We start from the raw sequence: 24,227 nt of genomic DNA on the forward strand, positions 1-24,227 counted from the left end.
TACGGGCCTTAAGTCAACTGTGCTGCGGCGAAGGGCGGGAGCGTGTGCGGCGGGGAGATACGGGTCTGGGGTTCACACCCCGTGTGAAGTGACCCGGGGTGACGGCGCGGCGGCCCTTCACACGGGGTGTGAACCACGCACCCCGAGAGGCCCGGTTCACACGCTCCCGTACGCCCCCGTACCGCGCTTCACTCGAAGATGCCACGGGGGCCGACGCCGGCGGACGGGCGCCCGCCGGCCCGGGGTCCGCCCGCCGGTATCTCCCCCGAGCGGCGGGCGGACGGCCCGTGGGCCGCGGTCGGACCGGCGGGGCGCGCGTGGCCTCAGCCCACCCCTGTGGACCCGGCGCCCAGGGCGCGTTCGATCTCTGCCGCCGGGAAGGGCGTCCGCTTGCTCTCGGTGAGCAGCCGCCGGTGGAAGCGGTTCAGGACGGCGGCGGGGCGGGCGTGCCGGTCAAGGAGGGCGGCGACCCCGGGCGGGAGGCCGCCGGGCCGTCGGCCGGCGATCCAGTCGCGCAGCAGGGCCGCGCGTTCCGTGGTGCCGAGCCCGCCGTCGAGCAGGTGCTGACGGAGCAGATGGGTCACGGTGTAGACGCGGTCGTACGCGAGATGGTCCGTGAGGAACGCGGACTCGTCGGCCGCGAGGTCGAAGCGGGAGCTCAGGGCGAGTCCGAAGTCGGCGAAGTAGAGCCGGCGGCCATCGGTGAGGATGTTGGCGAAATGGGCGTCGAAGTGGACGAGTCCGCGCGCGCTCATGAAGGCGGTCCCGCGTGCCAGAGCCGCCTCCACCCAGGCGTGCGGTGGGCACTGTCCGCCGTCCGTCACGGCGGCGTCGCGGTGCTCGGCCAGCCATCCGGCGAGGGTGTGCGGCACATGCTCCAGGAAGAGCACCAGGCTGGACGAGGACCGGCCGATGGCCTCCAGCCGGTCGCGCACCGCCGGTGATCCCTCCCAATGGGCGACGGCCCCGTCCACACCTCCGAACTCGTCGGTGAACCCTTCGGGAGGGGAGTCGGGCAGGACCCGCCAGTGATACATCAGCGGGAAGCCCGCATACCCGCCCCCGAGAACCCAGTGGGTGGTCAGGGTGTGTGTCGCCAGCTCCCGCCAGGCACCGAACCCGGCCGAGCCCGCCCCGTACTGGTAGAACGTCGGCAGCCCGAAGACGTTCGCCGTCGACCGCACATGCTCCGGCCGCAACTCGACCTCGGTCAGGGGCACCCGCTTGACGAAGAGGCGGGTCCCCGCGATCTCCAGCTCCGCCGACCTGCCGCCGATACCGGACCCGAGCGGCGCGGCGGATGCCACCACTTCCCTGAGCCGGTGGTCGCTCAGCAAGGAAAGCTCCGTGGCCGCAGTCCCGAAACCGGCCCGGCGTACGGAATCCAGCTGATCCCCGTCCGGCATCAACCGCTCCTCGGTGCCCTCACCAGGGCCTTGGTGATGGTGCGTAGGGGACGGACCCTACGGGGCGCGGGACCGCTCGGGCTACTTGATGCCCTGGGCACGGGCGTTGGCCAGCAGCGCCTTCAGGCCGTCGAGGTCGAAGCCGGTGAGGCGGCCCATGCCGGTGGCGGTCCGGTAGCCGCCGTTGGGGGAGCACATGATCGGGGTTTTGTGAACTGGATGTGCCCCACGGGCCCGCACTTCGCCGGGTCGACCGGCTCGACACCGCCGATGGCGAGCTTCAGCCCCGCGGCCTTGGCCTGGGACACCGCGGCCGTCAGGTAGGGCGTGTAGCGGGCCTTCATGGCGGCCGTGGCGAACGTGATCGTGTACTGACGTAAGGGGCTGAGGCTGGTGACGCCGAGCTGGGTCGTGAGCTTCCACCCCGTGCCCTTCGTGGTGAGCGTCGCCGCGTGGGTGGGTACGGCGGCGAGCGCACACACCGCGAGCGCCGCGGCCACGGGCAGGGTCTTGTGCATGGGTCCTCCGTATGTAGTTGTGGGGGAGTGTGATGGTCCTTTCACAAGTGAGACGCATGAGACCGGAAAAGGGATACATCATCAACTAGATCGTTTACAGCGGGATTTGGGGGGATGGGATGACGAAAAGGGCCTGCGGGGGGACCGGAGGTGAGCGCGCACAGCACAGCGCCTCGCACCGGAAGGCGCGAGGCGGGGGCGGAAGGGCTGGAAGGGGCGGTCCGGAGCGGCCCGTTACGGCTGGCCGAGGGTGAGGACCGGTTTGATGACGTCGCCCGCCAGCGAAGCCTTGGCGGCAGCCTCGATGTCGGTGAACGGGAAGGCGGTGATGAGCTTTTCGAGGGGGAGTTTTCCCTGCCGGTGGAGGTTGATCAGGTGGGGGATGGTCACGGCGGGGAGTGCGTCCCCCTCGGTGACGCCCCGGAGGGTGAGGCCCTTGGTCAGTACGGGCAGGGTGTCGAACTGTGCGGAGCCGATGCCGACCAGGGCGAGCGTTCCCCGTTGGCGCAGGGCGCCGATGGCCTGGGACACGACGGCCGGCCGGCCGGTGGTGTCGAGGGCGTGGTGCGGACCGCCGTGGGTGAGGTCGCGGACCGCCGTCGCCACATCCTCCTCCGCGGTGGGATCGATGACGGCCGCGGCGCCGAGCTCCAAAGCCAGCGCGCGGCGGGTGGCGAGGGGTTCGACGGCGATGACGGTGTGGCCGTCGGCGACGGCGGCCATGAGGGCGCTCAGCCCGACGCTGCCGGCGCCGAAGATGGCCAGAGTGGCGCCCGGGGACGGCCGGAGGACGTTCTGGACCGTGCCGACCCCGGTCTGGACGCTGCATCCCAAGGGGGCGACCAGCGTCGGGGGGAGATCCGCGGGGACCTTGACGGTGTTGCTCGCGGTGGTCAGGCAGTGTGTCGCGAAGGCGGACTGGCCGAAGAAGCTGCCGTAGGCCGGGGTGCCGTCGGGGTGCGCATGGGGCGTGCTGCCGTCGGGCCGGGAGCCGAGGGCGTTGAGGGCGCCGGACTGCTCGCAGTAGGCCGGGCCTCCGGTCGTGCACGGTTCGCAGGCTCCGCAGCTGCGGTAGGTGAGGCAGACGGTGTCGCCGGGGGCGACGGTGGTCACCGCGTCCCCCACGGCCTCGACGACACCGGCGCCCTCATGGCCGAAGACCATGGGGAGACGTTCCCGGGGCCAGACCTGCCGCATGGCCAGGTCGGTGTGGCAGATGCCGGTGGCGGTGATACGGACCAGGATTTCGTCCGGCCGTGGCGCATCGAGGTGAAGCGTGTGGAGGGTGAAGGGGCCGCCGGGGGACTCGACCAGGGCTGCTTGTATCCGCACGTACGTCTTCCTTGAGCTCGTGGCTGCCGCGCGCCGCCTGGGACGGGGCGTCCCGTGCGGGCGCCGCCGGCAGGGCAAGTGGTGGGGACTTCAGGCGCGGTTCTTCAGGCGCGTTCGAGGAGGAAGTAGAAGTGGCGTCCCTCGTCGAGGACGTTCTTGCCGTTCATGACGCCCAGGAGGGTGTCGTCGCCGGCCCGTTTGAAATGGTCGAGTACGGGCTGGCCGTCGTAGACCATCGTGGCGGTCGTCTCCCCGCGGAACTCCACCATCCACAGGCTCGCTTCGCCCTTGGCCAGCTCCGTGTGGGAGAAGAGCGCGCCGTGCTCGTCCCGGCAGATCAGGGGCTCGACCCGGTCGACGGAGTGGAAGGTCTTGCCGTACCAGCGGGCCTGGCCCAGCAGACCCTCCACCTGGTGGCCGGTGCTGATCCCGGTGCCCTTCCAGGTCCCGAGGATCTCCTCGGGACGTACGGTCTCCAGCGCCGCCCACAACCGGTCGCACTCACCGGTGTCCGACACCATGTCATCGGTCGCCTGTATGGCGGCAATTCGGGCACGGGCCTGCTCGGCGTCCATGTGGCGCTCACTCCCCTTCGTGAACCATGTCCAGGTCGGAGCCAGTCTGCCAGCGATCAAGGGCACTTGCCGGGCCATGTCCTCGTACGGAGCGGGCAGGACACCGCTGCGCGGACCACGTCCCGGCTGCGACGCCCACAACCACCCGGGCGCAGCACCGTCATCGGTGCTGCGCCCGGGTGAATTCGCTGGTGAGCAACGCCACTTGGCGCCGTCACGGCACTTCCTAGTACGGGTAGAACCCCGACCCCGACTTCCGCCCCAGCCGCCCCGCGTCCACCATCCGCGCGAGGAGCGGGGGAGCGGCGTACAGGGGCTCCTTGTACTCGTGGTACATCGATTCGGCGACCGAGGCCACGGTGTCCAGGCCGATCAGGTCGGTCAGCTTGAGCGGGCCCATCGGGTGGGCGCAGCCCATCTCCATGCCGTTGTCGATGTCCTCGCGGCTGGCGATGCCCGACTCGAACATCCGGATCGCGGAGAGCAGATACGGGATGAGCAGCGCGTTGACGACGAAGCCCGAGCGGTCCTGGGCGCGGATCGCATGCTTGCCCAGCACGTCCTGCACCAGCGCCTCGGAGCGCTTGATGGTCTCCTCGGCGGTGGTCAGGGCGGGGATCAGCTCGACGAGCTTCTGCACCGGTGCCGGGTTGAAGAAGTGGATCCCGATGACCTGGTCGGGGCGGGAGGTGGCGACCGCCAGCTTCACCAGCGGGATCGACGAGGTGTTGGATGCCAGGATGGCGTCCGGCCGGGTGATCACCTGGTCGAGGACCTGGAAGATCTCGGTCTTGACCTGCTCGTTCTCCACCACGGCCTCGATGACGAGGTCGCGGTCGGCGAACTCCCCGAGGTCGGTGGTGAAGCTGAGCCGGCCGAGCGTCGCGTCGCGCTCCGCGGCGGTGATCTTGCCGCGCTCGGCAGCCTTGCCGAGAGAGTTGGTCAGACGGGTACGACCCAGCTCCAGAGCTTCGCCGGTGGTCTCGGCGACCATGACGTCCAGTCCGGCGCGGGCGCACACCTCGGCGATGCCTGCGCCCATCTGGCCGCAGCCGACCACTCCGACGCGTTCGATGTCGGTCACATCGTGCCTTTCGCTGATCTTCAGGACCGGCGGTACGCCGTAAGGGTCCGGCACCCGCCTCGACCCCGACGTTACTCCGCGCGGTGCTGGGCCACGGGTGCCGGGGCGGGCATTCTGAGCCCCCAGACGGGACGAACCGGACAACTTGGGGACTTTTGATGAGACGGATGACCCGCAGAACGTTTGCCACGGCCGCGCTGGGGGCGGCTTCCTCGCTGCTGGCCACGGGTGCGGCGCCGTCCGCGAGCCGGGCGCAGCGCCGCGAGCTGCGCGGCATGTGGCTGGCGACCGTCGCCAACCTCGACTGGCCCTCCCGCGCGAAACTCGGGCCCGCCGAGCAACAGCGCGAACTGCGCGCCCACTTCGACACGGCCGTCGCCCGCCGGCTCAACACGGTGTTCTTCCAGGTGCGGCCCACCGCGGACGCCCTGTGGCCGTCGCCGTACGAGCCCTGGGCGCAGTATCTGACCGGACAGCAGGGCCGCGACCCCGGCTGGGACCCGCTCGACTTCGCGGTCCGCGAGGCCCACCGGCGGGATCTGGAGCTGCACGCCTGGTTCAACCCGTACCGGGTCGCCAACCACACCGATCCCGACCGCCTGGTTGCCGGCCACCCCGCCCGCCGGCACCCCGACTGGGTCCTCCCGTACGGCGGCAAGCTCTACTACAACCCGGGCCTGCCGGAGGTCCGCGGCTTCGTCCAGGACGCGATGCTCGACGCGGTGCAGCGCTACCCCGTCGACGGGGTGCACTTCGACGACTACTTCTATCCGTATCCGGTCGCCGGGCAGCGCTTCGACGACGATGCGGAGTTCGAGGAGTACGGCAGCGGCTTCGCGAACCGGGCCGCCTGGCGGCGGGACAACATCGACCGGCTGGTGTACGAGATGGCGCAGAAGCTCCGGGACGGGAACGAGCGGGCCGGGCGTACGGTGCGGTTCGGCGTCAGCCCGTTCGCGGTCTGGCGTAATCAGGGCACCGATCCGCAGGGCTCCCGGACCAAAGCCGGGGTGCAGACCTACGACGATCTGTACGCGGACACCCGCCGCTGGGTGCGCGAGGGCTGGCTCGATTACATCGTGCCGCAGGTCTACTGGCCCCTCGGCTCCACGCCCGCCGATTACGCCGAACTCGTGCCCTGGTGGGCGCGGACCGTCGACGGCACCGATGTGGACCTCTACATCGGCGAGGCCCTCTACAAGGCCGGTGACACCCAGCCCGCCGCCTGGAAGGACCCGGCCGAACTCTCCCGCCACCTCACCTTCGCCCGCCGCTATCCGCAGGTCGGCGGCCATGTCTACTTCTCGGCGAAGGAGGTGGCCAGGGACCGGGCCGGTGCCATGGCGAGGGTCGTGCGCGACCACTACGGCAGCGCGGCGCGGGCCCGGGGCTGAGCGCCGCCCAAGATGACGGCCCGCGCGGGCGGTGGCGCCGTCCGCGCGGGCCGTGGTGGCGTTCCGCGTACGGGGTCCGGCTACCGGCCGGTGTCCACGTCGGTGGTCTTGCCGTGCCGGACGACGGAGTCGGGGCCGGGCGACATGATCGCCTCATGCCCGTCCTCGGCGCGGACACGGTAGGGCGGGTCGCCGTTCGTGCCCAGCACCTCGATGATCTCGACAACCCGGTCGTGATGCCCGACGGTCCTGCCGTGCACCACCAGCCGGTCGCCCCTGCTTGCGTGCATGAGGGTCCTCCCCGCTTCGGGGCGGCCGTGCGACCGGTTCGGCCGACGGTGAGCCGGCCAACGGTTGAACGGCCAACGGTTTCAACGGTTTACGGGCCTGGAGCAGCCCGGACGGCGGTATCCGCCTTCGCGGCAAGTTTACGTCCGCAGGGGACGGCTGCACCCGGTAAGTCATGAGCCGTCCCGATTCCGGCCGGTGCCAGGTGCCCGGTGCCCGGCGCCGGTCAGCCGCGGGTCCGCTGGGTGACCGCGATGCACGCCAGGACCGCCAGCGCCGCCGCCGGAGCGGCCGGCGGCAGCCGCTCGCCCAGCAGCAGTACGGACCAGACCAGGGTCAGCAGCGGCTGGGCGAGCTGGAGCTGGCTCGCCTTGTGGATGCCGATCGCGGCCATCCCGCGGTACCAGACGACCAGCCCCAGGAACTGTGAGCCGAACGCCAGCCACAGCAGTCCGCCGACCGAGTGCACGGTGAGGTGCAGCGGCTCGGTGGACAGCGCGAGCGCGGCGCCCGCCACCGTCACCGGCAGCACCAGGACCAGCGCCCAGCCGATCACCTGCCAGCCCGGCATATGGCGGGCGAGCCGGCCGCCCTCGGTGTAGCCGGCCGCGCACACCAGCAGCGCCGCGAACAGCAGCAGATCGCTGCGGCCCGGCGCCCCGCCGCTCTGCTGCACCGCGAAGCCGATGACGACGGCGGCGCCGACCAGCGAGGCGATCCAGAAGGTGCGGGAGGGCCGGACCCCGGTCCGTACGGCCGAGCAGGCGGCGGTGGTCAGCGGCAGCAGGCCGACCACGACGGCCGCATGCGAGGTGGTGGAGGTCTCCAGGGCGAGGGTGGTCAGCAGCGGAAAGCCGAGGACGACACCGCCCGCGACCACCGCGATACCCGCCCAGTGGCGGCGCTCCGGCAGGCGCACCCGGAAGACGGCGAGCGCGCCGCCGGCCACTACGGCGGCCAGCACGCTGCGCAGCATCACCACCGTCCACGGGCCCATGCCCTCCAGCGCCCAGGCGGTCCCGGGGAAAGTGAGCGAGAAGGCGGCCACGCCCAGGACGGCGAGCAGGGCGCCACGGCTGACGAGCGCGCCCCGGGCGGGGGTGGCGGCGGTCGCCAGGGTCTGCTGCCCGGCGGTGGCCCGGGTGCCCTGCCGGGCGGTGTCCGGGGTGCTGACCGCTATCGTGGCGGTGGCAGTAGCGCTATCGTTGGCTCTCATGCAACAGCGTAGCAGTGGTACCGAACTGGCCGCGCTCCTGCGTACGGAGCTGAATCGCTACTCTCCCGGAGAGAAGCTGCCCTCCAGCCGTGCGCTGGTGGAGCGGCACCGGGTGAGTCCGGTGACCGTCTCCCGGGCGCTCGCCGAGCTGGCGGCGGAGGGGCTGGTCACCACCCGGCCGGGCGCCGGCGCCTTCCGGGCCGAGCCGCGCAGCGAGGCGCCCCGGCCGGTGGACACCTCCTGGCAGGAGATCGCGCTGAGCGCGGAGCCGGGCGGCGACCAGGTGCCGCGCAGCGTCGACGCCTCGGGCGTGGTGGCCACCCTCGCCGTCCCCGGCCCCGGCGTCATCGAGCTCAACGGCGGCTATCTGCACTCCGATCTCCAGCCCGAACGCGCCCTGGGCGCCGCACTGGCCCGGGCCGGTCGCCGGCCGGGCGCCTGGGGGCGGCCGCCGGTCGACGGGGTGCCGGAGCTGCGGGCCTGGTTCGCGCGGGAGATCGCCGGGGCCGGCGGCCCGCTCGCCGCCAGCGATGTCCTGGTCACCGCGGGCGGCCAGAGCGCACTGACCGCCGCGCTGCGGGCCCTGGCCGCGCCCGGCGCCCCGGTGCTGGTCGAGTCCCCGACCTACCCGGGCATGCTGGCCGTGGCCCGCGCCTCGGGGCTGCGCCCGGTGCCCGTACCGCTCGACGCGGACGGGGTCCGGACGGATCTGCTCGCCGAGGCGTTCCGCGCCAGCGGGGCGCGGCTCTTCGTCTGCCAGCCGCTGTTCCAGAACCCGACCGGTGCGGTGCTGGCCGCGGAGCGGCGGCGCGAGGTGCTGCGGGTGGCGCGGGCGGCGGGCGCGTTCGTGATCGAGGACGACTTCGCGCGGCTGCTGGTCCACGGGGACGCGCCCACGCCCCCGCCGACCCTGATCGCGGACGACCGGGACGGCACGGTCGTCCATGTCCGCTCGCTGACCAAGGCCACCTCGGCCAATCTGCGGGTGGGCGCCCTGGCGGCCCGCGGACCGGTGCTCGACCGGCTGCGCGCCATCCAGATCGTGGACAGCTTCTTCGTGCCCCGGCCGCTTCAGGAAACCGCCCTGGAACTCGTCGGCTCGCCCGCCTGGCCCCGCCATCTGCGGCTGATCGCGGGGGAGTTGACCGCCCGCCGGAACGCCCTCACCACCGCGCTGCATCAGGAGCTGCCCGCGCTCGCCGGGCCGGAAGCGCGGCCCGGTCCGGCGTACGGCCACGACCCGGCGCCCGGCGGCCTGTATGTCCCGCCGGGCGGCTACCACCTCTGGCTGCGGCTGCCGGACGGTACCGACGAGGCGGCCCTGACCGGGGCGGCACTGCGGGCGGGCGTCGCGGTCGCGGCCGGGCGCCCGTACTTCGCCGCCGAGCCGCCCGCCGCGCATCTGCGGCTGAGCTTCGCGTCGGCGTCCGGCACCGGCGAGATCACCGAGGGCGTGCGCCGGCTCCGGGTGGCGTGCGAGGAGCTGGGAGTGGCGGTGCGCTGACGCCGGGGAGGGGCCGGCGGGGCCCGCCGCCGGCCCCCGGCCTCGCCCTTCGCATACCGGTTCGACGCCGGACCCGCCCTTCTGCCAACCTCCCGGCATGAATGATCACGCCCTCGACGGCTACGAGATCTCCACCGACCCGGCCCGCCTGGACGCCGACCTGGTCCACTACTGGCTCGCCACCGACGCCTACTGGGCCGTGGACCGCCCCCGGGAGCTCCATGACCGTGCCGTCGCGGGCTCGCTCAACTTCGGTCTGTACGCGTCCGTTTCCGGCCGTCAGGCCGGATATGCCCGGGTGGTCACCGACCACGCCACCTTCGCCTGGCTCTGCGATGTCTACATCTGCCGCGACGACCGCGGCAGGGGCCTGGGCACCGCGCTGATCGAGGCCATCGCCGACCATCTGACGCCCTGCGGGCTGAGCCGGCTGACGCTCGCCACCAAGGACGCCCACGGGGTGTACGAGAAGGTCGGCTTCCGCACCCTGGTGTCTCCGGAACAGTGGATGACCCTCGGGCTGATCGACCCGGGTCCTGTCGATATCTGATCAAGCTGGACCACAGGGGCGGTACTGCTCTTACCATCGGCGGATGAGCGTTCGACTCAAGCTGCTCGCCGCGGTCCGTAACTCCACCCTGCTGGAGACACGGTTCGACGACGACCGCCCGCTGGATGCCGCGGGATGGCACGAGGTGGAGCGGGCGGCCCCCGTCCTGTGCGGGCTGGCCGCCGCCGAACTCCGCTACTGCTCGCCGTCCGCCCGCTGCCGGCAGACCGGTGAGGCCCTCGGGCTCCGGCCGCTCGCCCAGCCGGCACTGCGCGACTGCGACATGGGGCGCTGGCGCGGCCGCACGCTGGGCGAGGTGACCGCCGCCGAACCCCGTGGGGTGGAGGCCTGGCTGGCCGATCCGCGCGCCGCACCGCACGGCGGGGAGTCGCTGCTGGAGTTCATCACCCGGATCGGCGGCTGGCTGGACACCCGGCCGGCCGAGGACGCCGCCGGGCTGCTCGCGGTCGCCGAACCCGCCGTCGTCCGCGCCGCCCTGGTCTATGTGCTCAAGGCGCCGCCGCACGCGTACTGGCGGATCGACGTCCAGCCGCTCTCGGTGACCACCCTTACCGGCCGGTCCGGTAAGTGGGACCTCCTGCTGGAGGCGTGAGCCGACGCCCGGTCACCCGCCGCCGTCCGCCCGGGGCATGTCCGGGCCGCCGGGCCGCACCACCCGGAAAGCCCAGCCGCCGGGTTCCGCCGTCCGGGGCGTGCGCACCCGTCTGACCTGCGGAAAGACCAGGAAGGCGGGGGTCTTCGGGGGCAGTTGGCCCCGGGCGGCGGACACCATCGAGGTGCGCACCGCCGGGGCTGGCGCTTCGCTCGGTCTATGCATATACGCCACATTCCTCTGTATGCCCTGGCGGCCGGCGCGCTGGCGGTGTCCGTTCTGCTCTTCGGTGACGACGACGGTGCGGACGCCGCCACCGAGGCCGCCTCCGGCGCGGTGACCGGCACCGTCACCGAGGCCGGCCCCGCCGTGGACACCTCGCGGGCGGTGGTCGTCGAGCCCGACCCGGTGGCACCGGGCGGCGCCTTCTCCGTCAACGACGGCGGCAACTGCTCCGGCGACAGCGCGGAGGCCACCTTCGACGGCGCGGACATCCCCGCGATCCGGCTGACCTCCCAAAGCGACCGGACGGTCGGCAGCGCGATCATGCCGGCGGGCACCGCGCCCGGCTCGTACCGGGTCACCGTCACCTGCGGCGGTGCGTCCGGAGCCCGGCAGAGCGCGGCGGAAGCGGACCGGGCCGGCACCGGGGAATACGGCGAGGCATACGACTCGGAGCAGGGCGACACCGACGGCGGAGGGCGCGGAAAGGGATCCGGTGACGGCCGCCGGACCCTCACCGGCACCATGGTCGTCTCCGGTGACGACACCGAGGTCGTCCCGCAGGGCGGCGCGGACACCGGCCTCGGCGGCACGGCCGGCTCCGGCCGGGCGGCCACGGCGCTCGGCGGAGTGGTGCTGCTGGCCGCGGCCGGCGGAGGCGCCCTGGTCCGCCGCCGGCGCGCCCGCGGCGACCGGGGCTGACGGCGGTGAGCGCACATCCGCCCCGGCGCGTCCTCGTCCTCGGTCTCCTCACGGCCCTCGCCGTGGCGGGCGTGCTCGCGCTGACCGCCGCCCGGTTCCGCACCCGCGAGGCCACCAGCGAGGTCGACGGCGGCACCCACACCGTGCCGCGCACCGAGATCGCCCGGACGATCAGCGGGCAGCTCACCCTGCCGTTCCGCAACGGGCCCGACGCGGTGCACTGCTCCGGAGACCTGCGGCCCGTGCGGTACGACGCGGTGCGCTGTACGGCACACTTCCCCCTCGGCCCGGACCGCCAGCTGACCGTCGAGGTCACCCGCGTCCGCCACAACCTGGTCACCTACCGGCGCCACTCACTGTCCCGCTGACCGGGGTGGAAGGCCCGGTCCCTACGGCTTGAGATCCAGGGCCGCCAGCCCCGACCCGTCCATCAGGAACGGCACCGAGTCATGGGTGTGGGTGATCTTCCAGGTGCCGTCGATCTTGCGCAGACCGACGGTGGCCCGGCTCCACAGCTCCACCTCGAAGCCGTCGGTCTTCGTCCCGTGCATCCGGTTGATGCTGTGGCCGAACGCGACGTCGTCGCCGACCGTGATCTCCAGCTGGGTCACGGTCACCTCGATCGGCCCGTCCCAGGTCGCGTACCACGCCTCGACGGCCCGCCGGTCCCGTGCCGCGGGCCCCTTGTACTGCAACGGGGGAGCGAGGCTGAAGTCCACGAGGTCCGGCGCACTGGACGCCAGGAACCGCCGGGCGTCCCGCTCCTTCGTCGCCGCCGCCCGGTCCGCCAGCAGCTCCCGGATCTGTGCCTCGTCCGTCGTGCGGTCGATGTCGGTGGTCATGAGGGCTCCTCCTGTCGGACGGCGCCGCGGCGCCCCGGATTCTCTGTCCGAGGCGCCGCGGCGTCCCGGATTCTCTGTCCGACCGGTAGACCCCGGCGCGTACGGAAACTCATCGGCGGGAGGGGCGCGGGCCCCGGGGGTACGCCGGCCCGGGGGCGCTGTGGCTCGACGGCTGAGTGGCCGGGCCCGCCGTCTACGGCCCGAGCGGCACCGCCGCCCGGCCGCGCGTCAGCCAGGCATTGGCCGCCTCGACCCGGCTGCTCACCCGCAGTTTCGCGTAGGCGTGCTCCAGGTGTTTGTCGACGGTGCGGGGGCTGATCTCCAGCCGGCGGGCGATCTGTTGGTTCGTCAGGCCCCGGGCGAGCAGGGCGAGTACGGCCGACTCGCGGGGAGTGACCAGGGAGGGCGGGGGCGTCGGCGGGGCGAGCCGGTGGAGTACGTGGCTGAGCCGGGTGCGCAGCAGGGCGGCGGCCGCCACATCGTCGTCGGAGAAGTCGCTGCCGTTGCGGCTGATCGCCACACAGACCTTCCGCGGCCGGCCGGCGGCGTACCCCGCGGGGAACGACATCGCGAGCTGCTGCTCGGCGCCGAACGGCCGGTAGACCTCGGCGTAGGCGGCGAGGGCATGGAACTCGGCGCGGGTCTGAAGCGTCGAGCGCCGCATCGGGGCGCCGGAGCCGAGGGTGGTGTGGGTGACGAGGGAGTCCGCCGCCGCCTCCCGGGCGAACGCCTCCTGCACGTCCGGGGTCAGCAGCCCGGCGGGCAGGGTGAGCGGCCGGTCGGCGGTGCCGGCGCGGGGGGACCAGATGATGCTGTCGCCGGGAACGGCGCCGAGCAGCAGCGGCAGCAGTGCCGGAACAAGGGTCTCCTCGTCGACGGCATCGATCAGGAGGTCCACGACGGCGAGAATGCGTCGCAGGCCGGCCTCCGCGGCCGCGCTCATATGTCCAGCGTGCCGAGGGGGCCGGGGCCCGTCAAATGAGGGCCACCCGGCCGGCCGGGGGAAGACCGGCCGGGCGCGTCAGGCGCGCTAACGCCCGACGGCATAGACGCGGTTGAGGGGGCTCTCGGCGGCGAGTCGCCAATGGTGGAGCCCGGCCTCGTCGGCGATCTCCCGCATCGCCTCCTCACCCGCGTGGTTTCCCAGTGCCTGCGGACCGTGCTGGGCCAGCGCGGAGGGCAGACAGACGGCGACCGAGGAGGCGGTCACCGCCCGGCCGATGGGGTTGGTGTTTTCCTGGACCTTCTCCGAGGCGTTCGGCTCGACGAGCATGCAGGTCCCGCCGTCGGCCAGTGCCTGCTCGGCGTGGTGCAGCGCACCGCCCGGATCGCCGGTGTCGTGCAGACAGTCGAAGAAGGTGATCAGGTCGAAGTCCTCGCCCGGGTAGTCCTGGGCGGTGGCGACCTCGAAGCTGACCCGGTCGGCCAGCCCCTCCTCGTCCGCGATCCCGCGGGCCGCCTCGATGGACGGGCGGTGGAAGTCGAAGCCGTGGAACTGCGACCGGGGGAAGGCCCGCGCCATCAGCGTCGTGGAGTAGCCGTAGCCGCATCCGACGTCCGCGACGCGCGCGCCGCGCTCCAGCTTCTCCCGTACGCCTTCCAGCGCGCTCAGCCACTCCGGGACCAGGGCGGCCGCGTAGCCGGGGCGGAAGAACTTCGCGGTGCCGGCGAACAGCGCCGGGCCGTGTTCCTCCCAGCCGACGCCCTCGCCGGTGCGAAACGCCTCGACGAGCGCGTCCTCGGTGGCGTAGAGCGCCTGCATCGCGGTGAAGAAGCCCGCCGCGTACGTGGGCAGTTCCGGGTCCGCCAGGACCGCGGCGTGCTCGGCGGGCAACAGGTAGGTGTCGGTTTCCGGGGCGTAGCTGACGTACTCGCCGGCGACCTGCGCGGCCAGCCATTCGCGGACGTAGCGCTCGACCAGCCCGGTACGGGCGGCGAGCTGCGCGGAGGTGAGCGGCCCGGCACCGGCCATGGCCGTGTAGAGGCCGAGCCGGTCGCCGAGTGAGGTGCACAGCCCGGCGACCGCGGCCCCGCTGTCGGTGATCACGCGCTCCAGGAACGCCTGCACCCGCTCCTGGTCCAGGGCCCCGCCCGAGCTGACACCGGCGGCCGTCGCCATGACTCCCACCTCCTCGTTCCCTTCACTGCAACAGCCACGCCCCCCGCGCGCCATACGGGATTCGCCGTATACGGCCGCCGGCGGCGACCGGCCGACACTGAAGGAAGAGGAGGAGGTGCACCATGCGCAAGAAGGTCGACTGCCGGGACTACCCGAGCGAGATGAACTGCAGCCTCGTCATCATCGGCGAGGAGGAGGAAGTCGTCCGCGCCGCCACCGAGCACGCCGTCTCCGTCCACGGCCACACCGACAGCCCGGAGCTGCGCGAACAGATCAGGTCGTCCCTGAAGAACGAGATGCCCCAGCACGCCTGAGGCACGCGCACGGACCCGCCGCCCCTGACCGGGGGCGGCGGTCGCGCGGTGTCCGGGCGTTGTCGAGGTGACCGAGCGCTTCAGCCGGCGAGCCTCGCCAACGGAAGCGCTCGGCGCGGGGCGTGCCCGTCACCGTCTTGGTCCTGCGATGGCGTACACCACGGTGCCGAGCGCGAACAGGGCCCACGCGGTCCCGGTGGACGCCGCCGTGGCGGGGGGACAGATCATCCACATGACCACGTCTCCCGCGGTGCCGCCCGGAGGCGGTCCGAAGAGGGTGAACGCGAGCCAGCCGGTCGGCAGGGTCCATGCGAACTGTGCCCCGCACAGCGCCGCCCCGAGCGCGGCCAGGCCGACCAGGCCCGCGCTGTCCCGGACGACGACCTCGGCGGGGGCGAGCGTCACTCCCGCCGCCTGGACCGTCAGCAGCGCCGCACCGGCGCACGCACCGGCCAGCAGTACGTGCGCCGCCCGCCGGGGCATCCACCGGATCGCGGCCGTCCTCTCCAGCACGACGTCCCACCCACCGAGCCCGACGGAAGCGGCCGTCACGTTCGCGGTGAGGACCAGGACCGCCATCGCCTGATCCGCCGGTCCCGGGCCGTGGAGGGCCCACACCGCCAGCGCGACGAGCGTGACCGCGGCGGCCGAGGCGGGCACCTGCCGTGAACGGGCGTAGAGGATCAGCCACCTCATCGCGTCGCCTTCCCCGCCAGCACCGCGAGCTGGTCGTCCGCCGCGCAGGAGAGGCCGGCGGTGTGCAGTGCGGCGATCCGCGCGCGCTGCTCGGCCGGTGACAGCGCCGTCAGCCGCTGCCAGGCGACGTCGGCGTCCTGCCAGACCGTGCGCAAGTACGGGTCGCTGCCCCGCTCCGCCAGCGGTTGGAGCCGGGAATCGTGCCGGGCCCAGCTCACGGCGACGCTCTGGACAGGGACGTTGCCCCGCCCCCCGCCCTCCCGGTCGTCGTTGCCGTAGCAGCTCGGAGCCAGACCCTGGGCGATCAGCGCGCGGGTCAGTTTCTCACCTGTGGCATCGGCGAGCAGCCGGTCGTCGAAGTCGACCGGCACCACGTCGCCGGAGGGTTCGCGTTTGTCGGCGATCGCGCGCAGCCCGGTGTCCTCCCGCACCGCGGTCGGCGCCTTGTCGCCCAGGACGTTGTGCAGCACGCGCAGCGCCTCCTTGCCGCGCCGCGCGAGCTCGGGCAGGCGTGCGCGGTTCGCCTGCGTCACGCACACCGGTCCGTCGCAGACCAGGCTGGCGGCGGCCTGGTCGACGACGTAGGTGTCGCGTGCGGCGGACGGGAGGACCAGCAGGGCCAGGGCCGCACCGGCCAGCACGGGGATCACGGCGAGCAGCCGGGCCCGGCGGGTCACGGCCGACAGCAGTGCGAAGCCGGTGGCCAGCAGACCGAGCAGCCAGAGCGTCTGACCGAGGTGCACGGAGCCGGTCAGGGTCAGCAGCATCTCCCGCGGCTCCGGGGTCACCGGGAGCAGCTGGGCGAGCCGGTTCGGTGCGATGCCCGACGGCAGTGCCTCTTCGTTGTTCTGCTGGAGAAGGGCCGTCAGCAGGAGGAAGGACAAGACCAGGCCCGGCGGGGTGAGCACGGAGGGCAGGGCGCGCGCGACGCCCATGCCGAACACGGCCCCCGCGACGAGGGCCAGCGCCGCCACGAGCGAGATCGGCAGCCAGTCGAGCGGCGTGTAGGTGGTCCGGCCGAGGGCCACCTGGACCCCGCCCACGAGGACCAGGAGGCCGAAGCCCGACGCCAGCGCGAGCGCCATCGCACCGGCCGGCAGCGCCGCACGGCGCCAGGCCGGCCGCGGCACGGTCGTCAGCAGTTCGGCCATCCGCGAGCGGGGTTCGCGCAGCCCGTACACCGCTCCCATACCCACCGCGAGCGGCCACAAGAAGGTCAGCAGGGACCGGGTCCACAGGGCCATGGAGGTCCACTGGGCCGTCCACCCCGCGGTGCCCCTCCACCAGAGCCCGTCGTACAGACAGAAGATCGCCAGGCTGCCGCCCAGGACGACGATGCCGGGCCACGGGGCGACGGAGCGCTTCAGCTCGATGCGCAGCACACGTCCGGTCACCAGGTGCCTCCCCGCTGCCCGGAGTTGCGGAGCAGCGCCGAGTAGCCGCGCTCCAGGGGGCTGTCGCCCGGGAAATCGGTGCTGCCCGCCGCGGCCAGGTCCTCCGGCGTGCCCTGGAAGACGAGCCGGCCGTCGGCGAAGAGCACCACGTCGGAGCAGGCGGCCGCGACGTCCTCGACCAGGTGGGTGGAGACGACCACACAGGTGTCCCGGCCCAGTTCCTGGAGCAGCTCGCGAAAGCGCAGTCGCTGCGCCGGGTCCAGGCCGGCCGTCGGCTCGTCCAGCAGCAGCACCGCGGGGTCGTTGACGATGGCCTGGGCGATGCCGGCCCGCCGCACCATGCCGCCGGACAGGGTCTTCATCCGATGGTCGGCGCGGTCCGCCAGGCCCACCCGTTCCACGGCCCGCTGGACGGCCGCGGGGACGTCCGCCTTCGGGACCTCCTTCAACCAGGCCATGTACTCGACGAACTCGCGCACCGTGAAGCGCTTGTAGTAGCCGAAGTCCTGCGGCAGGTAGCCGATCCGGCGACGCAGGGGCCGGTGGTCGACCATCCTGCCCAGGGAGGTGCCGAGCAGCTCCAGTTCGCCCTCGGTGGGGCGCAGCACGGTGGCCAGCGTCCGGATCAGGGTGGTCTTTCCCGCGCCGTTGGGCCCCAGGAGGCCGTGGGTGCCGATGTCCAGGGAGAGGTCGAGCCCGTCGACGGCCATCTTCTTCCGTCCGACGCGTACTCTCAGGCCACTGGCCCGGATCTGCCAGGCGTAGGTTGTGGGCGCGGTGTCGGCCGCGCTCGTGGTGGGCGTCATGCGGTAGTCCCTTGCGAGGGTCGACGATGGTTTCACAGCGTGGAGTACGCGTTTCTGCGGGCGATCACGGCGCCGGTGCCGAGCGCCAAGAACAGCCCCCACGCGGGCAGTTGGTCCGGCTGGAGGACACGCTCCAGGTCAACGGGGCCGTGGTCGGTGGCCCACGCGAGTACCACGACGACGCCCCAGGCGCCCACCAGCCCGGTGGCGGCGCGGGTCACGCCGACCACGCTGCCCAGCGCCAGGGCGGTGGAGGTGAAGGCCAGGGAGGGCAGCAGCCACTGCGCGGCCGTCATCGTTCCGGTCAGCCATCCCTCCACCAGGAGCGCGGGCAGGACCACCACGAGAACCGCCGCGGTGCGCCGGAGGAGCAGGGGCAGGCCGGCCCGGGCGGTCGAGGCCGTCAGTTCGTGCGCCGGGTCCAGGCCGCGCGACCACGATGCGGCGACACCGCACAGCGGCAGCACGGGCGCGATCGCCAACACGGGAGAGACGCCGCCGAAGAACATCGGCCGCGCGACCGCGTCCAGCAGCAGCGCCATCAGGGCGACGAGGACGGTCATGGCCAACCACGGGGCCATGACCGGCGTCAGCCAGGCAGCGACCCACCTCGGGCGGTGTCGCCGCGAGGGCGCCCTGACGGCCGCGTCCAACTGCGGTTCCAGACCGGCCCGGACGGTGTCGACGAGCGCGGCGATGCCGGGCGCCTCGGTGGCCACCGAGGCCGCCAGGTGGCTCCGGCACGACGCGCAGGTCTCCAGATGGGCCTCCAACGCCCATACCGTGTCCGCGGCCATCGTCGCGTCACCCCGTGCATAGTCGTCGATCAACTGCCTCGACGCGTGTTCCCCGCTCATGTCAGCGCCTCCCGCATCGCGATCCGGGCCCGGCGGGCGCGGGTCTTGACCGTGCCTTCGGGCAGTCTGAGCAGGACGGCGGTCTCCCGGACGGAGAGCCCGTCGAGCACCGTGGCCCGTAGCACTTCCCGGAGTTCCGGTGCCAGCCGCCGCAGGGCGTCGCCGACGTCGCCGCCGACGGTCCCGGCGAGTGCTTCTTCCTCCGCCGCGGGCACCACCGCCCGCTCGGCGGCGGCGACCGGCGGTTCGGCGTGGTGGGCACGGCGCCGGAACGCGTCGACGAGGCGGCGCGCCGCGATCGTCCACAGCCACCCGACGGCCGTCCCGCCGACCGCGCTCCCGGCGAACGCGCCGGCCGCGCGCCACACCGCCAGATAGGTCTCCTGCATGACCTCGGCGACGATCTGTTCGTCCGCGCAGCGGCGGCGCAACCGCACCGCCAGCCACGGCGAGGTGCGCCGGTACAGCTCGTCGAACGCCCCGCGGTCACCTCTGGCCACCAGCCGGACGAGGCGTTCCTCGTCCAGCTCGTCCAGTGCTCTCCTGCGTGATCTCACACCAGCCAGACGCCCGGTGCGGCGCGCAGGTTCTGGATCTACTGTGAGCTGAGTCACAGTTCCCTGCAGGGGACCCGCACCCGGCCATTGCATAAAACTGCTGGATTCCGTATAGTCATGCCATCAAGGAGGAGGGCCCATGACGGTACGAGCGGCAGTGGCCGGTGCGAGCGGATACGCCGGGGGTGAGGTGCTGCGCCTGCTTCTGGGGCACCCGGAGGTGGAGATCGGCGCGCTGACCGGGCACTCCAACGCCGGGCAGCGGCTGGGGGCGCTCCAGCCGCATCTGGCGCCGCTGGCCGACCGGGAGCTCCAGGCGACCACCGCCGAGGTCCTGGCCGGGCACGACGTCGTCTTTCTCGCGCTGCCGCACGGCCAGTCCGCCGCCGTCGCCGAGGAGCTCGGGCCCGGTGTCCTCGTCGTGGACTGCGGTGCCGACTTCCGGCTGAGCGACGCCACGGACTGGGAGGCGTTCTACGGCTCGGACCACGCGGGCACCTGGCCGTACGGGCTGCCGGAGCTGCCCGGGGGGCGCGCCGCGCTCCAGGGGACCCGGCGCATCGCGGTCCCGGGCTGCTACCCCACCGCCGTCTCGCTCGCCCTGTTCCCCGCCTACGCGGACCGGCTCGCCGAGCCCGAGGCCGTGATCGTCGCGGCCACCGGCACCTCCGGCGCGGGCAAGGCCCTCAAGCCGCATCTGCTGGGCTCCGAGGTCATGGGCTCGATGAGCCCGTACGGCGTCGGCGGCGGCCACCGGCACACCCCCGAGATGATCCAGAACCTCAGCGCGGTGGCCGGCGAGCGCATCGGCGTCTCCTTCACCCCGACCCTGGCGCCCATGTCCCGCGGCATCCTCGCCACCTGCTCGGCGAAGGCGAAGCCCGGTGTGGACGCCGCCGCCGTACGGGCCGCGTACGAGAAGGCGCTGGCCGACGAGCCGTTCGTCCAGCTGCTGCCCGAGGGGCAGTGGCCGTCGACCGCCGCCGTGTACGGATCCAACACCGCGCAGATCCAGGTGACCCTCGATGCGGCGGCCGGCCGGATCATCGCGATCAGCGCCCTCGACAACCTCACCAAGGGGACCGCGGGCGGCGCGGTGCAGAGCATGAACATCGCCCTGGGCCTGCCCGAGGGCACGGGGCTCCCGACGACCGGGGTCGCGCCGTGACCCGGGCCGGCACAGGACAGCACGGCGGGACCGGCGGGGCCGGAGAAGCGACGGAGGACGAGCAGTGAGCGTGACGGCAGCACAGGGATTCACGGCGGCGGGCATCGCGGCCGGGATCAAAGCCCCTCTTGCCAATGGCAGCGGCGGGAATCCGGACCTCGCCCTCGTGGTGAACAACGGGCCCCGCCGCGCCGCCGCCGGCGTCTTCACCTCCAACCGCGTCAAGGCGGCGCCGGTCGTCTGGTCCGAGCAGGTCCTCAAGGGCGGCACGGTCTCCGCCGTCATCCTCAACTCCGGCGGCGCCAACGCCTGCACAGGGCCGCTCGGCTTCCAGGACACCCACGCCACCGCGGAGAAGGTCGCCGAGGTGCTCGACGGACACAGCGCCGGCGAGGTGGCGGTCGCCTCCACCGGGCTGATCGGCCTGCGGCTCCCGATGGACAAGCTGCTGCCCGGCGTCGAGCGGGCCGCGGCCCAACTGACCGAGCACGGCGGTGAGAAGGCCGCCATCGCCATCATGACCACCGACAGCGTGCACAAGACCGCGGTCGTCACCAAGGACGGCTGGACCGTCGGCGGTATGGCCAAGGGCGCCGGCATGCTCGCCCCGGGCCTGGCCACCATGCTCGTGGTCCTGACCACCGACGCCGATGTGCCGGCCGCCGGGCTCGACACGGCGCTGCGGGCCGCGACCCGCACCACCTTCGACCGGGTCGACTCCGACGGCTGTATGTCCACCAACGACACGGTGCTGCTGCTCGCCTCCGGCGCCTCCGGCGTCGTCCCGGCCGCCGACGACTTCGCCGAGGCGGTGCGTACGGTCTGCGACGACCTCGCCCGGCAGCTGATCGGGGACGCCGAGGGCGCCAGCAAGGACATCCGCATCGAGGTGATCAACGCCGCGAGCGAGGACGACGCCGTCGAGGTCGGCCGCTCCATCGCCCGTAACAACCTCCTCAAGTGCGCCATCCACGGTGAGGACCCCAACTGGGGCCGGGTGCTCTCCGCCATCGGCACCACGTCCGCCGTCTTCGAGCCCGACCAGCTGAACGTCGCCATCAACGGCGTCTGGGTCTGCAAGAACGGCTCCGTGGGGGAGGACCGCGAGCTGGTCGACATGCGCTACCGGGAGGTCCGCATCACCGCCGACCTCGCCGCCGGCACCGAGTCCGCGGTCATCTGGGCCAACGACCTCACCGCCGACTACGTCCACGAGAACAGCGCGTACTCGTCATGAGTGAGCGGAGCGAGCGAATGATCCAGAGGTGCGTGCTGTGCTCACAGCAGGGCGAGCGAAGCGAGGCCGGCGCATGAGTGCACGGAAGCACACCGCGCTGCCCAAGGCCCGCACCCTCATCGAGGCGCTGCCCTGGCTGACCCGTCACCACGGCAAGACCGTCGTCATCAAGTTCGGCGGAAACGCCATGGTCGACGAGGAGCTCAAGCGCGCCTTCGCCCAGGACGTGGTCTTCCTGCGGCACGCCGGGCTGCGCCCCGTCGTCGTGCACGGCGGCGGCCCGCAGATCAGCGCCCAGCTGGACCTGCTCGGCCTGGAGTCGGAGTTCAAGGGCGGCCTGCGGGTCACCACCCCCGAGGCGATGAACGTCGTACGGATGGTGCTGGCCGGCCAGGTGCAGCGCGAGCTGGTCGGCCTGCTCAACGAGCACGGCCCGCTCGCCGTCGGCATGACCGGCGAGGACGCCCATCTGATGACCGCGACCAAGCACTTCGCCCAGATCGACGGCGAGCGGGTGGACATCGGCCGGGTCGGCGAGATCACCGCCATCGATCCCGGCGCGGTCCAGGCGCTGCTGGACGACGGCCGCATCCCGGTCATCTCCTCCATCGCCCGCAGCAGCGACGAGGAGGACGCCGCCCCCGGGGCCTCGGGGGCCTCCGGTGTCTTCAACGTCAACGCCGACACCGCCGCGGCCGCCCTGGCCGCCGCGCTCGACGCCGAGACGCTGATGGTGCTCACCGACGTCGAGGGCCTCTACGAGGACTGGCCGAACAGCGACGAGGTGATCTCCCGCCTCACCGCCACCGAACTGGAGAAGCTGCTGCCCGACCTGGCCAGCGGCATGGTCCCCAAGATGCGGGGCTGTCTGCACGCCGTCCGCAACGGGGTGCACACCGCCCGGGTCATCGACGGGCGGGTCCAGCACTCGATCCTGCTGGAGATCTTCACCGACGAGGGAATCGGCACGATGGTCGTGCCGGACGCGAACACCATCGAGGGGGCGACATGAGCGACACGGCACACACCCACGGCCCGGCGACCAACGCCGGGCTCACCGGGCGCTGGCAGGGCGCCATGATGGACAACTTCGGCACCCCCCGTATCCCGCTGGTCCGCGGTGAGGGCGTCACCGTGTGGGACGCCGACGGCAAGGAGTACCTCGACTTCCTCGGCGGTATCGCGGTCAACGCCCTCGGGCACGCCCACCCGGCGGTGGTCCGCGCGGTCTCCGACCAGGTCGCCACCCTCGGCCATGTCTCGAACTTCTTCGTCGCCGAGCCCACCGTGGCCCTCGCCGAGCGCCTGCTCGCGCTGGCCGGACGCCCCGGCCGGGTCTACTTCTCCAACTCCGGCGCCGAGGCCAACGAGGCCGCCTTCAAGATCGGCCGGCTGACCGGACGCACCCATATGGTCTCCACCGCCGGCGGCTTCCATGGCCGCACCATGGGCGCCCTCGCGCTCACCGGCCAGCCCGCCAAGCAGGCCCCGTTCGCCCCGCTGCCCGGCGATGTCGACTACGTGCCGTACGGGGACGTGGAGGCCCTGCGCGCCGCCGTCACCACCGACACCGCCTTCGTCATCCTGGAGCCCGTCCAGGGCGAGAACGGCGTCATCGTCCCGCCGCCCGGCTACCTCCAGGCCGCCCGCGAGATCACCGCGGCCACCGGCACCCTGCTCGTCCTCGACGAGATCCAGACCGGCATCGGCCGGACCGGGAACTGGCTGGAATCCCGTGCCCAGGGCGTCGAGGCCGACATCATCACCCTGGCCAAGGGCCTCGGCGGCGGACTGCCGATCGGCGCGACGCTGGCCTTCGGCCGGGCCGCCGAGCTGCTCACGCCCGGTTCGCACGGCTCGACGTTCAGCGGCAACCCGGTCGTCTGCGCCGGCGCGCTCGCCGTCCTGGACACCATCGAGGCGGACGGCATCCTGGAGAACGTCAAGCGCGTCGGCGAGCGGCTGCGTACCGGGACCGAGGCGCTGGGCCACCCTTTGGTCAGCCAGGTCCGCGGCGTGGGGCTGCTCCTGGGTATCGTCTTGACGGAGTCGCTCGCGCCGCAGGTGCAGCAGGCGGCTCAGGACGCGGGCCTCCTGGTGAACGCGGTCGCGCCGGACGTCGTCCGGCTCGCCCCGCCGCTGATCGTCTCCGACGAGGAGGCGGAGGAGTTCCTCCGGAAGCTGCCCGGCGTCCTCAACACGGCCCGCCAAGGGGCCGACGGGGAACGACGAGCCGGAGACTGACGACAACGATGACCGAGCCGCAGGACACCGAGGCGCAGAACGGCGGCCAGGCCGTACCGCAGACCCGCACCGCCCGCCACCGCCGGATCGTGGACATCCTCAACCGGCTGCCGGTCCGCTCCCAGAGCCAGCTCGCCAAGCTGCTCGCCGACGACGGCCTGTCCGTCACCCAGGCGACGCTCTCCCGCGATCTGGACGAACTGGGCGCGGTGAAGATCCGCAACACCGGCGGCGAGCTGATCTACGCGGTGCCCAGCGAGGGCGGCGACCGCAAGCCACGGGCGCCGCTGGGGGAGTCCGCCAAGGAGGAGCGGATGCGCCGCCTCTCCGGCGAACTCCTCATCTCCGCCGAGGCGTCCGCCAACCTCGTGGTCCTGCGCACCCCGCCGGGCGCCGCCCAGTTCCTGGCCTCGGCCATCGACCAGGCCGAACTCCACGACATCCTCGGCACCATCGCCGGCGACGACACCCTGATGCTGATCAGCCGCGACCCGGCGGGCGGCCAGGCACTCGCCGACCATCTGCTGCGGCTGGCGCAGAAGGCGCACTGAGCCCCTCCGCACGCGCTCCCGGGGGCCTTTCGCCGCCC

Annotated in this window: 28 protein-coding genes; 12 read left to right on the forward strand and 16 right to left on the reverse strand. The window is 72.8% G+C overall.

Annotated elements, in window-relative coordinates; genetic code table 11:
* Positions 1-323: 323 nt before the first annotated feature.
* From AC3EUV_RS13265 to AC3EUV_RS13285, 5 genes are all read right to left on the reverse strand, one after another.
* Complete coding sequence (locus AC3EUV_RS13265) at positions 324-1,406, reverse strand: protein kinase family protein (protein WP_432144248.1); 1,083 nt, start codon at positions 1,404-1,406, stop codon at positions 324-326.
* A gap of 122 nt (positions 1,407-1,528) precedes the next feature.
* Positions 1,529-1,924, reverse strand: coding sequence for a hypothetical protein (locus AC3EUV_RS13270; protein WP_432144249.1), 396 nt, complete (start codon positions 1,922-1,924; stop codon positions 1,529-1,531).
* A 234-nt stretch (positions 1,925-2,158) separates the two neighbouring features.
* Complete coding sequence (locus tag AC3EUV_RS13275) at positions 2,159-3,256, reverse strand: NAD(P)-dependent alcohol dehydrogenase (RefSeq protein ID WP_432144250.1); 1,098 nt, start codon at positions 3,254-3,256, stop codon at positions 2,159-2,161.
* A 104-nt stretch (positions 3,257-3,360) separates the two neighbouring features.
* Entirely contained in the window at positions 3,361-3,831 is a 471-nt protein-coding gene (locus AC3EUV_RS13280; RefSeq protein WP_432144251.1) for a DUF4334 domain-containing protein, read from the reverse strand.
* Between the two features lie 226 nt (positions 3,832-4,057).
* On the reverse strand, positions 4,058-4,915 hold the full coding sequence (locus AC3EUV_RS13285; protein WP_235465573.1) for a 3-hydroxybutyryl-CoA dehydrogenase: 858 nt from the start codon (positions 4,913-4,915) through the stop codon (positions 4,058-4,060).
* Positions 4,916-5,073: 158 nt separating this feature from the next.
* Here AC3EUV_RS13285 and AC3EUV_RS13290 point away from each other — a divergent pair, with 158 nt between their 5' ends.
* Complete coding sequence (locus AC3EUV_RS13290; protein WP_435602969.1) at positions 5,074-6,309, forward strand: glycoside hydrolase family 10-like protein; 1,236 nt, start codon at positions 5,074-5,076, stop codon at positions 6,307-6,309.
* Positions 6,310-6,389: 80 nt separating this feature from the next.
* On the opposite strand, the gene AC3EUV_RS13295 is transcribed toward AC3EUV_RS13290, so the two are convergent.
* Both AC3EUV_RS13295 and AC3EUV_RS13300 read right to left on the reverse strand, forming a co-directional pair.
* Positions 6,390-6,599, reverse strand: coding sequence for a DUF1918 domain-containing protein (locus tag AC3EUV_RS13295; protein WP_190140886.1), 210 nt, complete (start codon positions 6,597-6,599; stop codon positions 6,390-6,392).
* Between the two features lie 224 nt (positions 6,600-6,823).
* Positions 6,824-7,813, reverse strand: a complete 990-nt coding sequence (locus AC3EUV_RS13300) for a DMT family transporter (RefSeq protein ID WP_435602970.1) — start codon at positions 7,811-7,813, stop codon at positions 6,824-6,826.
* Between AC3EUV_RS13300 and AC3EUV_RS13305 the strand changes: the two genes are divergently transcribed.
* From AC3EUV_RS13305 to AC3EUV_RS13315, 3 genes are all read left to right on the forward strand, one after another.
* Positions 7,812-9,317 (forward strand): aminotransferase-like domain-containing protein, encoded by a 1,506-nt coding sequence (locus AC3EUV_RS13305; protein WP_435602971.1) that lies wholly within the window; start codon positions 7,812-7,814, stop codon positions 9,315-9,317. The two genes, AC3EUV_RS13300 and AC3EUV_RS13305, sit on opposite strands and share 2 nt — an antisense overlap.
* 97 nt (positions 9,318-9,414) lie before the next feature.
* A complete protein-coding gene (locus AC3EUV_RS13310) occupies positions 9,415-9,867 on the forward strand; it encodes a GNAT family N-acetyltransferase (RefSeq protein ID WP_435602972.1) in 453 nt (150 codons plus the stop codon).
* A gap of 43 nt (positions 9,868-9,910) precedes the next feature.
* The gene (locus tag AC3EUV_RS13315) at positions 9,911-10,480 is read left to right on the forward strand and encodes a histidine phosphatase family protein (protein WP_435602973.1); all 570 of its coding nucleotides are present in this window, start codon (positions 9,911-9,913) and stop codon (positions 10,478-10,480) included.
* Positions 10,481-10,492: 12 nt separating this feature from the next.
* Here the strand turns inward: AC3EUV_RS13315 and AC3EUV_RS13320 are convergent, their stop codons facing one another.
* Positions 10,493-10,705 (reverse strand): hypothetical protein, encoded by a 213-nt coding sequence (locus AC3EUV_RS13320; RefSeq protein WP_435602974.1) that lies wholly within the window; start codon positions 10,703-10,705, stop codon positions 10,493-10,495.
* Here AC3EUV_RS13320 and AC3EUV_RS13325 point away from each other — a divergent pair.
* Both AC3EUV_RS13325 and AC3EUV_RS13330 read left to right on the forward strand, forming a co-directional pair.
* Positions 10,700-11,404, forward strand: coding sequence for a hypothetical protein (locus AC3EUV_RS13325; protein ID WP_432144907.1), 705 nt, complete (start codon positions 10,700-10,702; stop codon positions 11,402-11,404). The two genes, AC3EUV_RS13320 and AC3EUV_RS13325, sit on opposite strands and share 6 nt — an antisense overlap.
* 5 nt (positions 11,405-11,409) lie before the next feature.
* Positions 11,410-11,772, forward strand: coding sequence for a DUF4333 domain-containing protein (locus tag AC3EUV_RS13330; RefSeq protein ID WP_432144908.1), 363 nt, complete (start codon positions 11,410-11,412; stop codon positions 11,770-11,772).
* A 21-nt stretch (positions 11,773-11,793) separates the two neighbouring features.
* Here the strand turns inward: AC3EUV_RS13330 and AC3EUV_RS13335 are convergent, their stop codons facing one another.
* The 3 genes from AC3EUV_RS13335 to AC3EUV_RS13345 form a co-directional block, all read right to left on the reverse strand.
* Positions 11,794-12,246 carry a YybH family protein gene (locus AC3EUV_RS13335; RefSeq protein WP_435602975.1) on the reverse strand — a complete coding sequence of 151 codons (453 nt, stop codon included), beginning with the start codon at positions 12,244-12,246 and terminating at the stop codon, positions 11,794-11,796.
* Positions 12,247-12,439: 193 nt separating this feature from the next.
* Positions 12,440-13,189 carry a helix-turn-helix transcriptional regulator gene (locus tag AC3EUV_RS13340; protein ID WP_432144910.1) on the reverse strand — a complete coding sequence of 250 codons (750 nt, stop codon included), beginning with the start codon at positions 13,187-13,189 and terminating at the stop codon, positions 12,440-12,442.
* 87 nt (positions 13,190-13,276) lie between these two features.
* Positions 13,277-14,365, reverse strand: a complete 1,089-nt coding sequence (locus tag AC3EUV_RS13345) for a class I SAM-dependent methyltransferase (protein ID WP_435602976.1) — start codon at positions 14,363-14,365, stop codon at positions 13,277-13,279.
* Between the two features lie 122 nt (positions 14,366-14,487).
* Between AC3EUV_RS13345 and AC3EUV_RS13350 the strand changes: the two genes are divergently transcribed.
* Positions 14,488-14,679 (forward strand): DUF1059 domain-containing protein, encoded by a 192-nt coding sequence (locus AC3EUV_RS13350; protein WP_432144912.1) that lies wholly within the window; start codon positions 14,488-14,490, stop codon positions 14,677-14,679.
* 129 nt (positions 14,680-14,808) lie between these two features.
* Here the strand turns inward: AC3EUV_RS13350 and AC3EUV_RS13355 are convergent, their stop codons facing one another.
* Genes AC3EUV_RS13355 through AC3EUV_RS13375 form a run of 5 tightly spaced genes read right to left on the reverse strand, consistent with a single transcriptional unit; the run spans position 14,809 to position 18,989 of the window.
* Positions 14,809-15,375, reverse strand: a complete 567-nt coding sequence (locus tag AC3EUV_RS13355) for a hypothetical protein (protein WP_435602977.1) — start codon at positions 15,373-15,375, stop codon at positions 14,809-14,811.
* Positions 15,372-16,769: a hypothetical protein gene (locus tag AC3EUV_RS13360; protein WP_435602978.1), complete on the reverse strand. Its 1,398-nt coding sequence runs from the start codon at positions 16,767-16,769 to the stop codon at positions 15,372-15,374. Before AC3EUV_RS13360 ends, AC3EUV_RS13355 begins: the two co-directional genes overlap by 4 nt.
* Positions 16,766-17,575, reverse strand: coding sequence for an ABC transporter ATP-binding protein (locus AC3EUV_RS13365; RefSeq protein WP_435602979.1), 810 nt, complete (start codon positions 17,573-17,575; stop codon positions 16,766-16,768). Before AC3EUV_RS13365 ends, AC3EUV_RS13360 begins: the two co-directional genes overlap by 4 nt.
* Positions 17,576-17,607: 32 nt before the next feature.
* Entirely contained in the window at positions 17,608-18,432 is an 825-nt protein-coding gene (locus AC3EUV_RS13370; RefSeq protein ID WP_432144916.1) for a zf-HC2 domain-containing protein, read from the reverse strand.
* Entirely contained in the window at positions 18,429-18,989 is a 561-nt protein-coding gene (locus AC3EUV_RS13375) for an RNA polymerase sigma factor (RefSeq protein WP_432144917.1), read from the reverse strand. The genes AC3EUV_RS13370 and AC3EUV_RS13375 overlap by 4 nt, the downstream gene beginning before the upstream one ends.
* Before the next feature lie 139 nt (positions 18,990-19,128).
* Here AC3EUV_RS13375 and argC point away from each other — a divergent pair, with 139 nt between their 5' ends.
* From argC to AC3EUV_RS13400, 5 genes are all read left to right on the forward strand, one after another.
* Entirely contained in the window at positions 19,129-20,157 is a 1,029-nt protein-coding gene (argC, locus tag AC3EUV_RS13380; protein ID WP_432144918.1) for an N-acetyl-gamma-glutamyl-phosphate reductase, read from the forward strand.
* Positions 20,158-20,221: 64 nt separating this feature from the next.
* Positions 20,222-21,394, forward strand: coding sequence for a bifunctional glutamate N-acetyltransferase/amino-acid acetyltransferase ArgJ (argJ, locus tag AC3EUV_RS13385; RefSeq protein WP_435602980.1), 1,173 nt, complete (start codon positions 20,222-20,224; stop codon positions 21,392-21,394).
* 73 nt (positions 21,395-21,467) lie between these two features.
* A complete protein-coding gene (gene argB, locus AC3EUV_RS13390) occupies positions 21,468-22,406 on the forward strand; it encodes an acetylglutamate kinase (RefSeq protein ID WP_432144920.1) in 939 nt (312 codons plus the stop codon).
* On the forward strand, positions 22,403-23,638 hold the full coding sequence (locus tag AC3EUV_RS13395; RefSeq protein WP_435602981.1) for an acetylornithine transaminase: 1,236 nt from the start codon (positions 22,403-22,405) through the stop codon (positions 23,636-23,638). Before argB ends, AC3EUV_RS13395 begins: the two co-directional genes overlap by 4 nt.
* A gap of 8 nt (positions 23,639-23,646) precedes the next feature.
* Complete coding sequence (locus AC3EUV_RS13400) at positions 23,647-24,189, forward strand: arginine repressor (protein WP_432144922.1); 543 nt, start codon at positions 23,647-23,649, stop codon at positions 24,187-24,189.
* Positions 24,190-24,227: the final 38 nt, after the last annotated feature.

The sequence above is a fragment of the Streptomyces sp. bgisy130 genome (genome assembly GCF_057708345.1).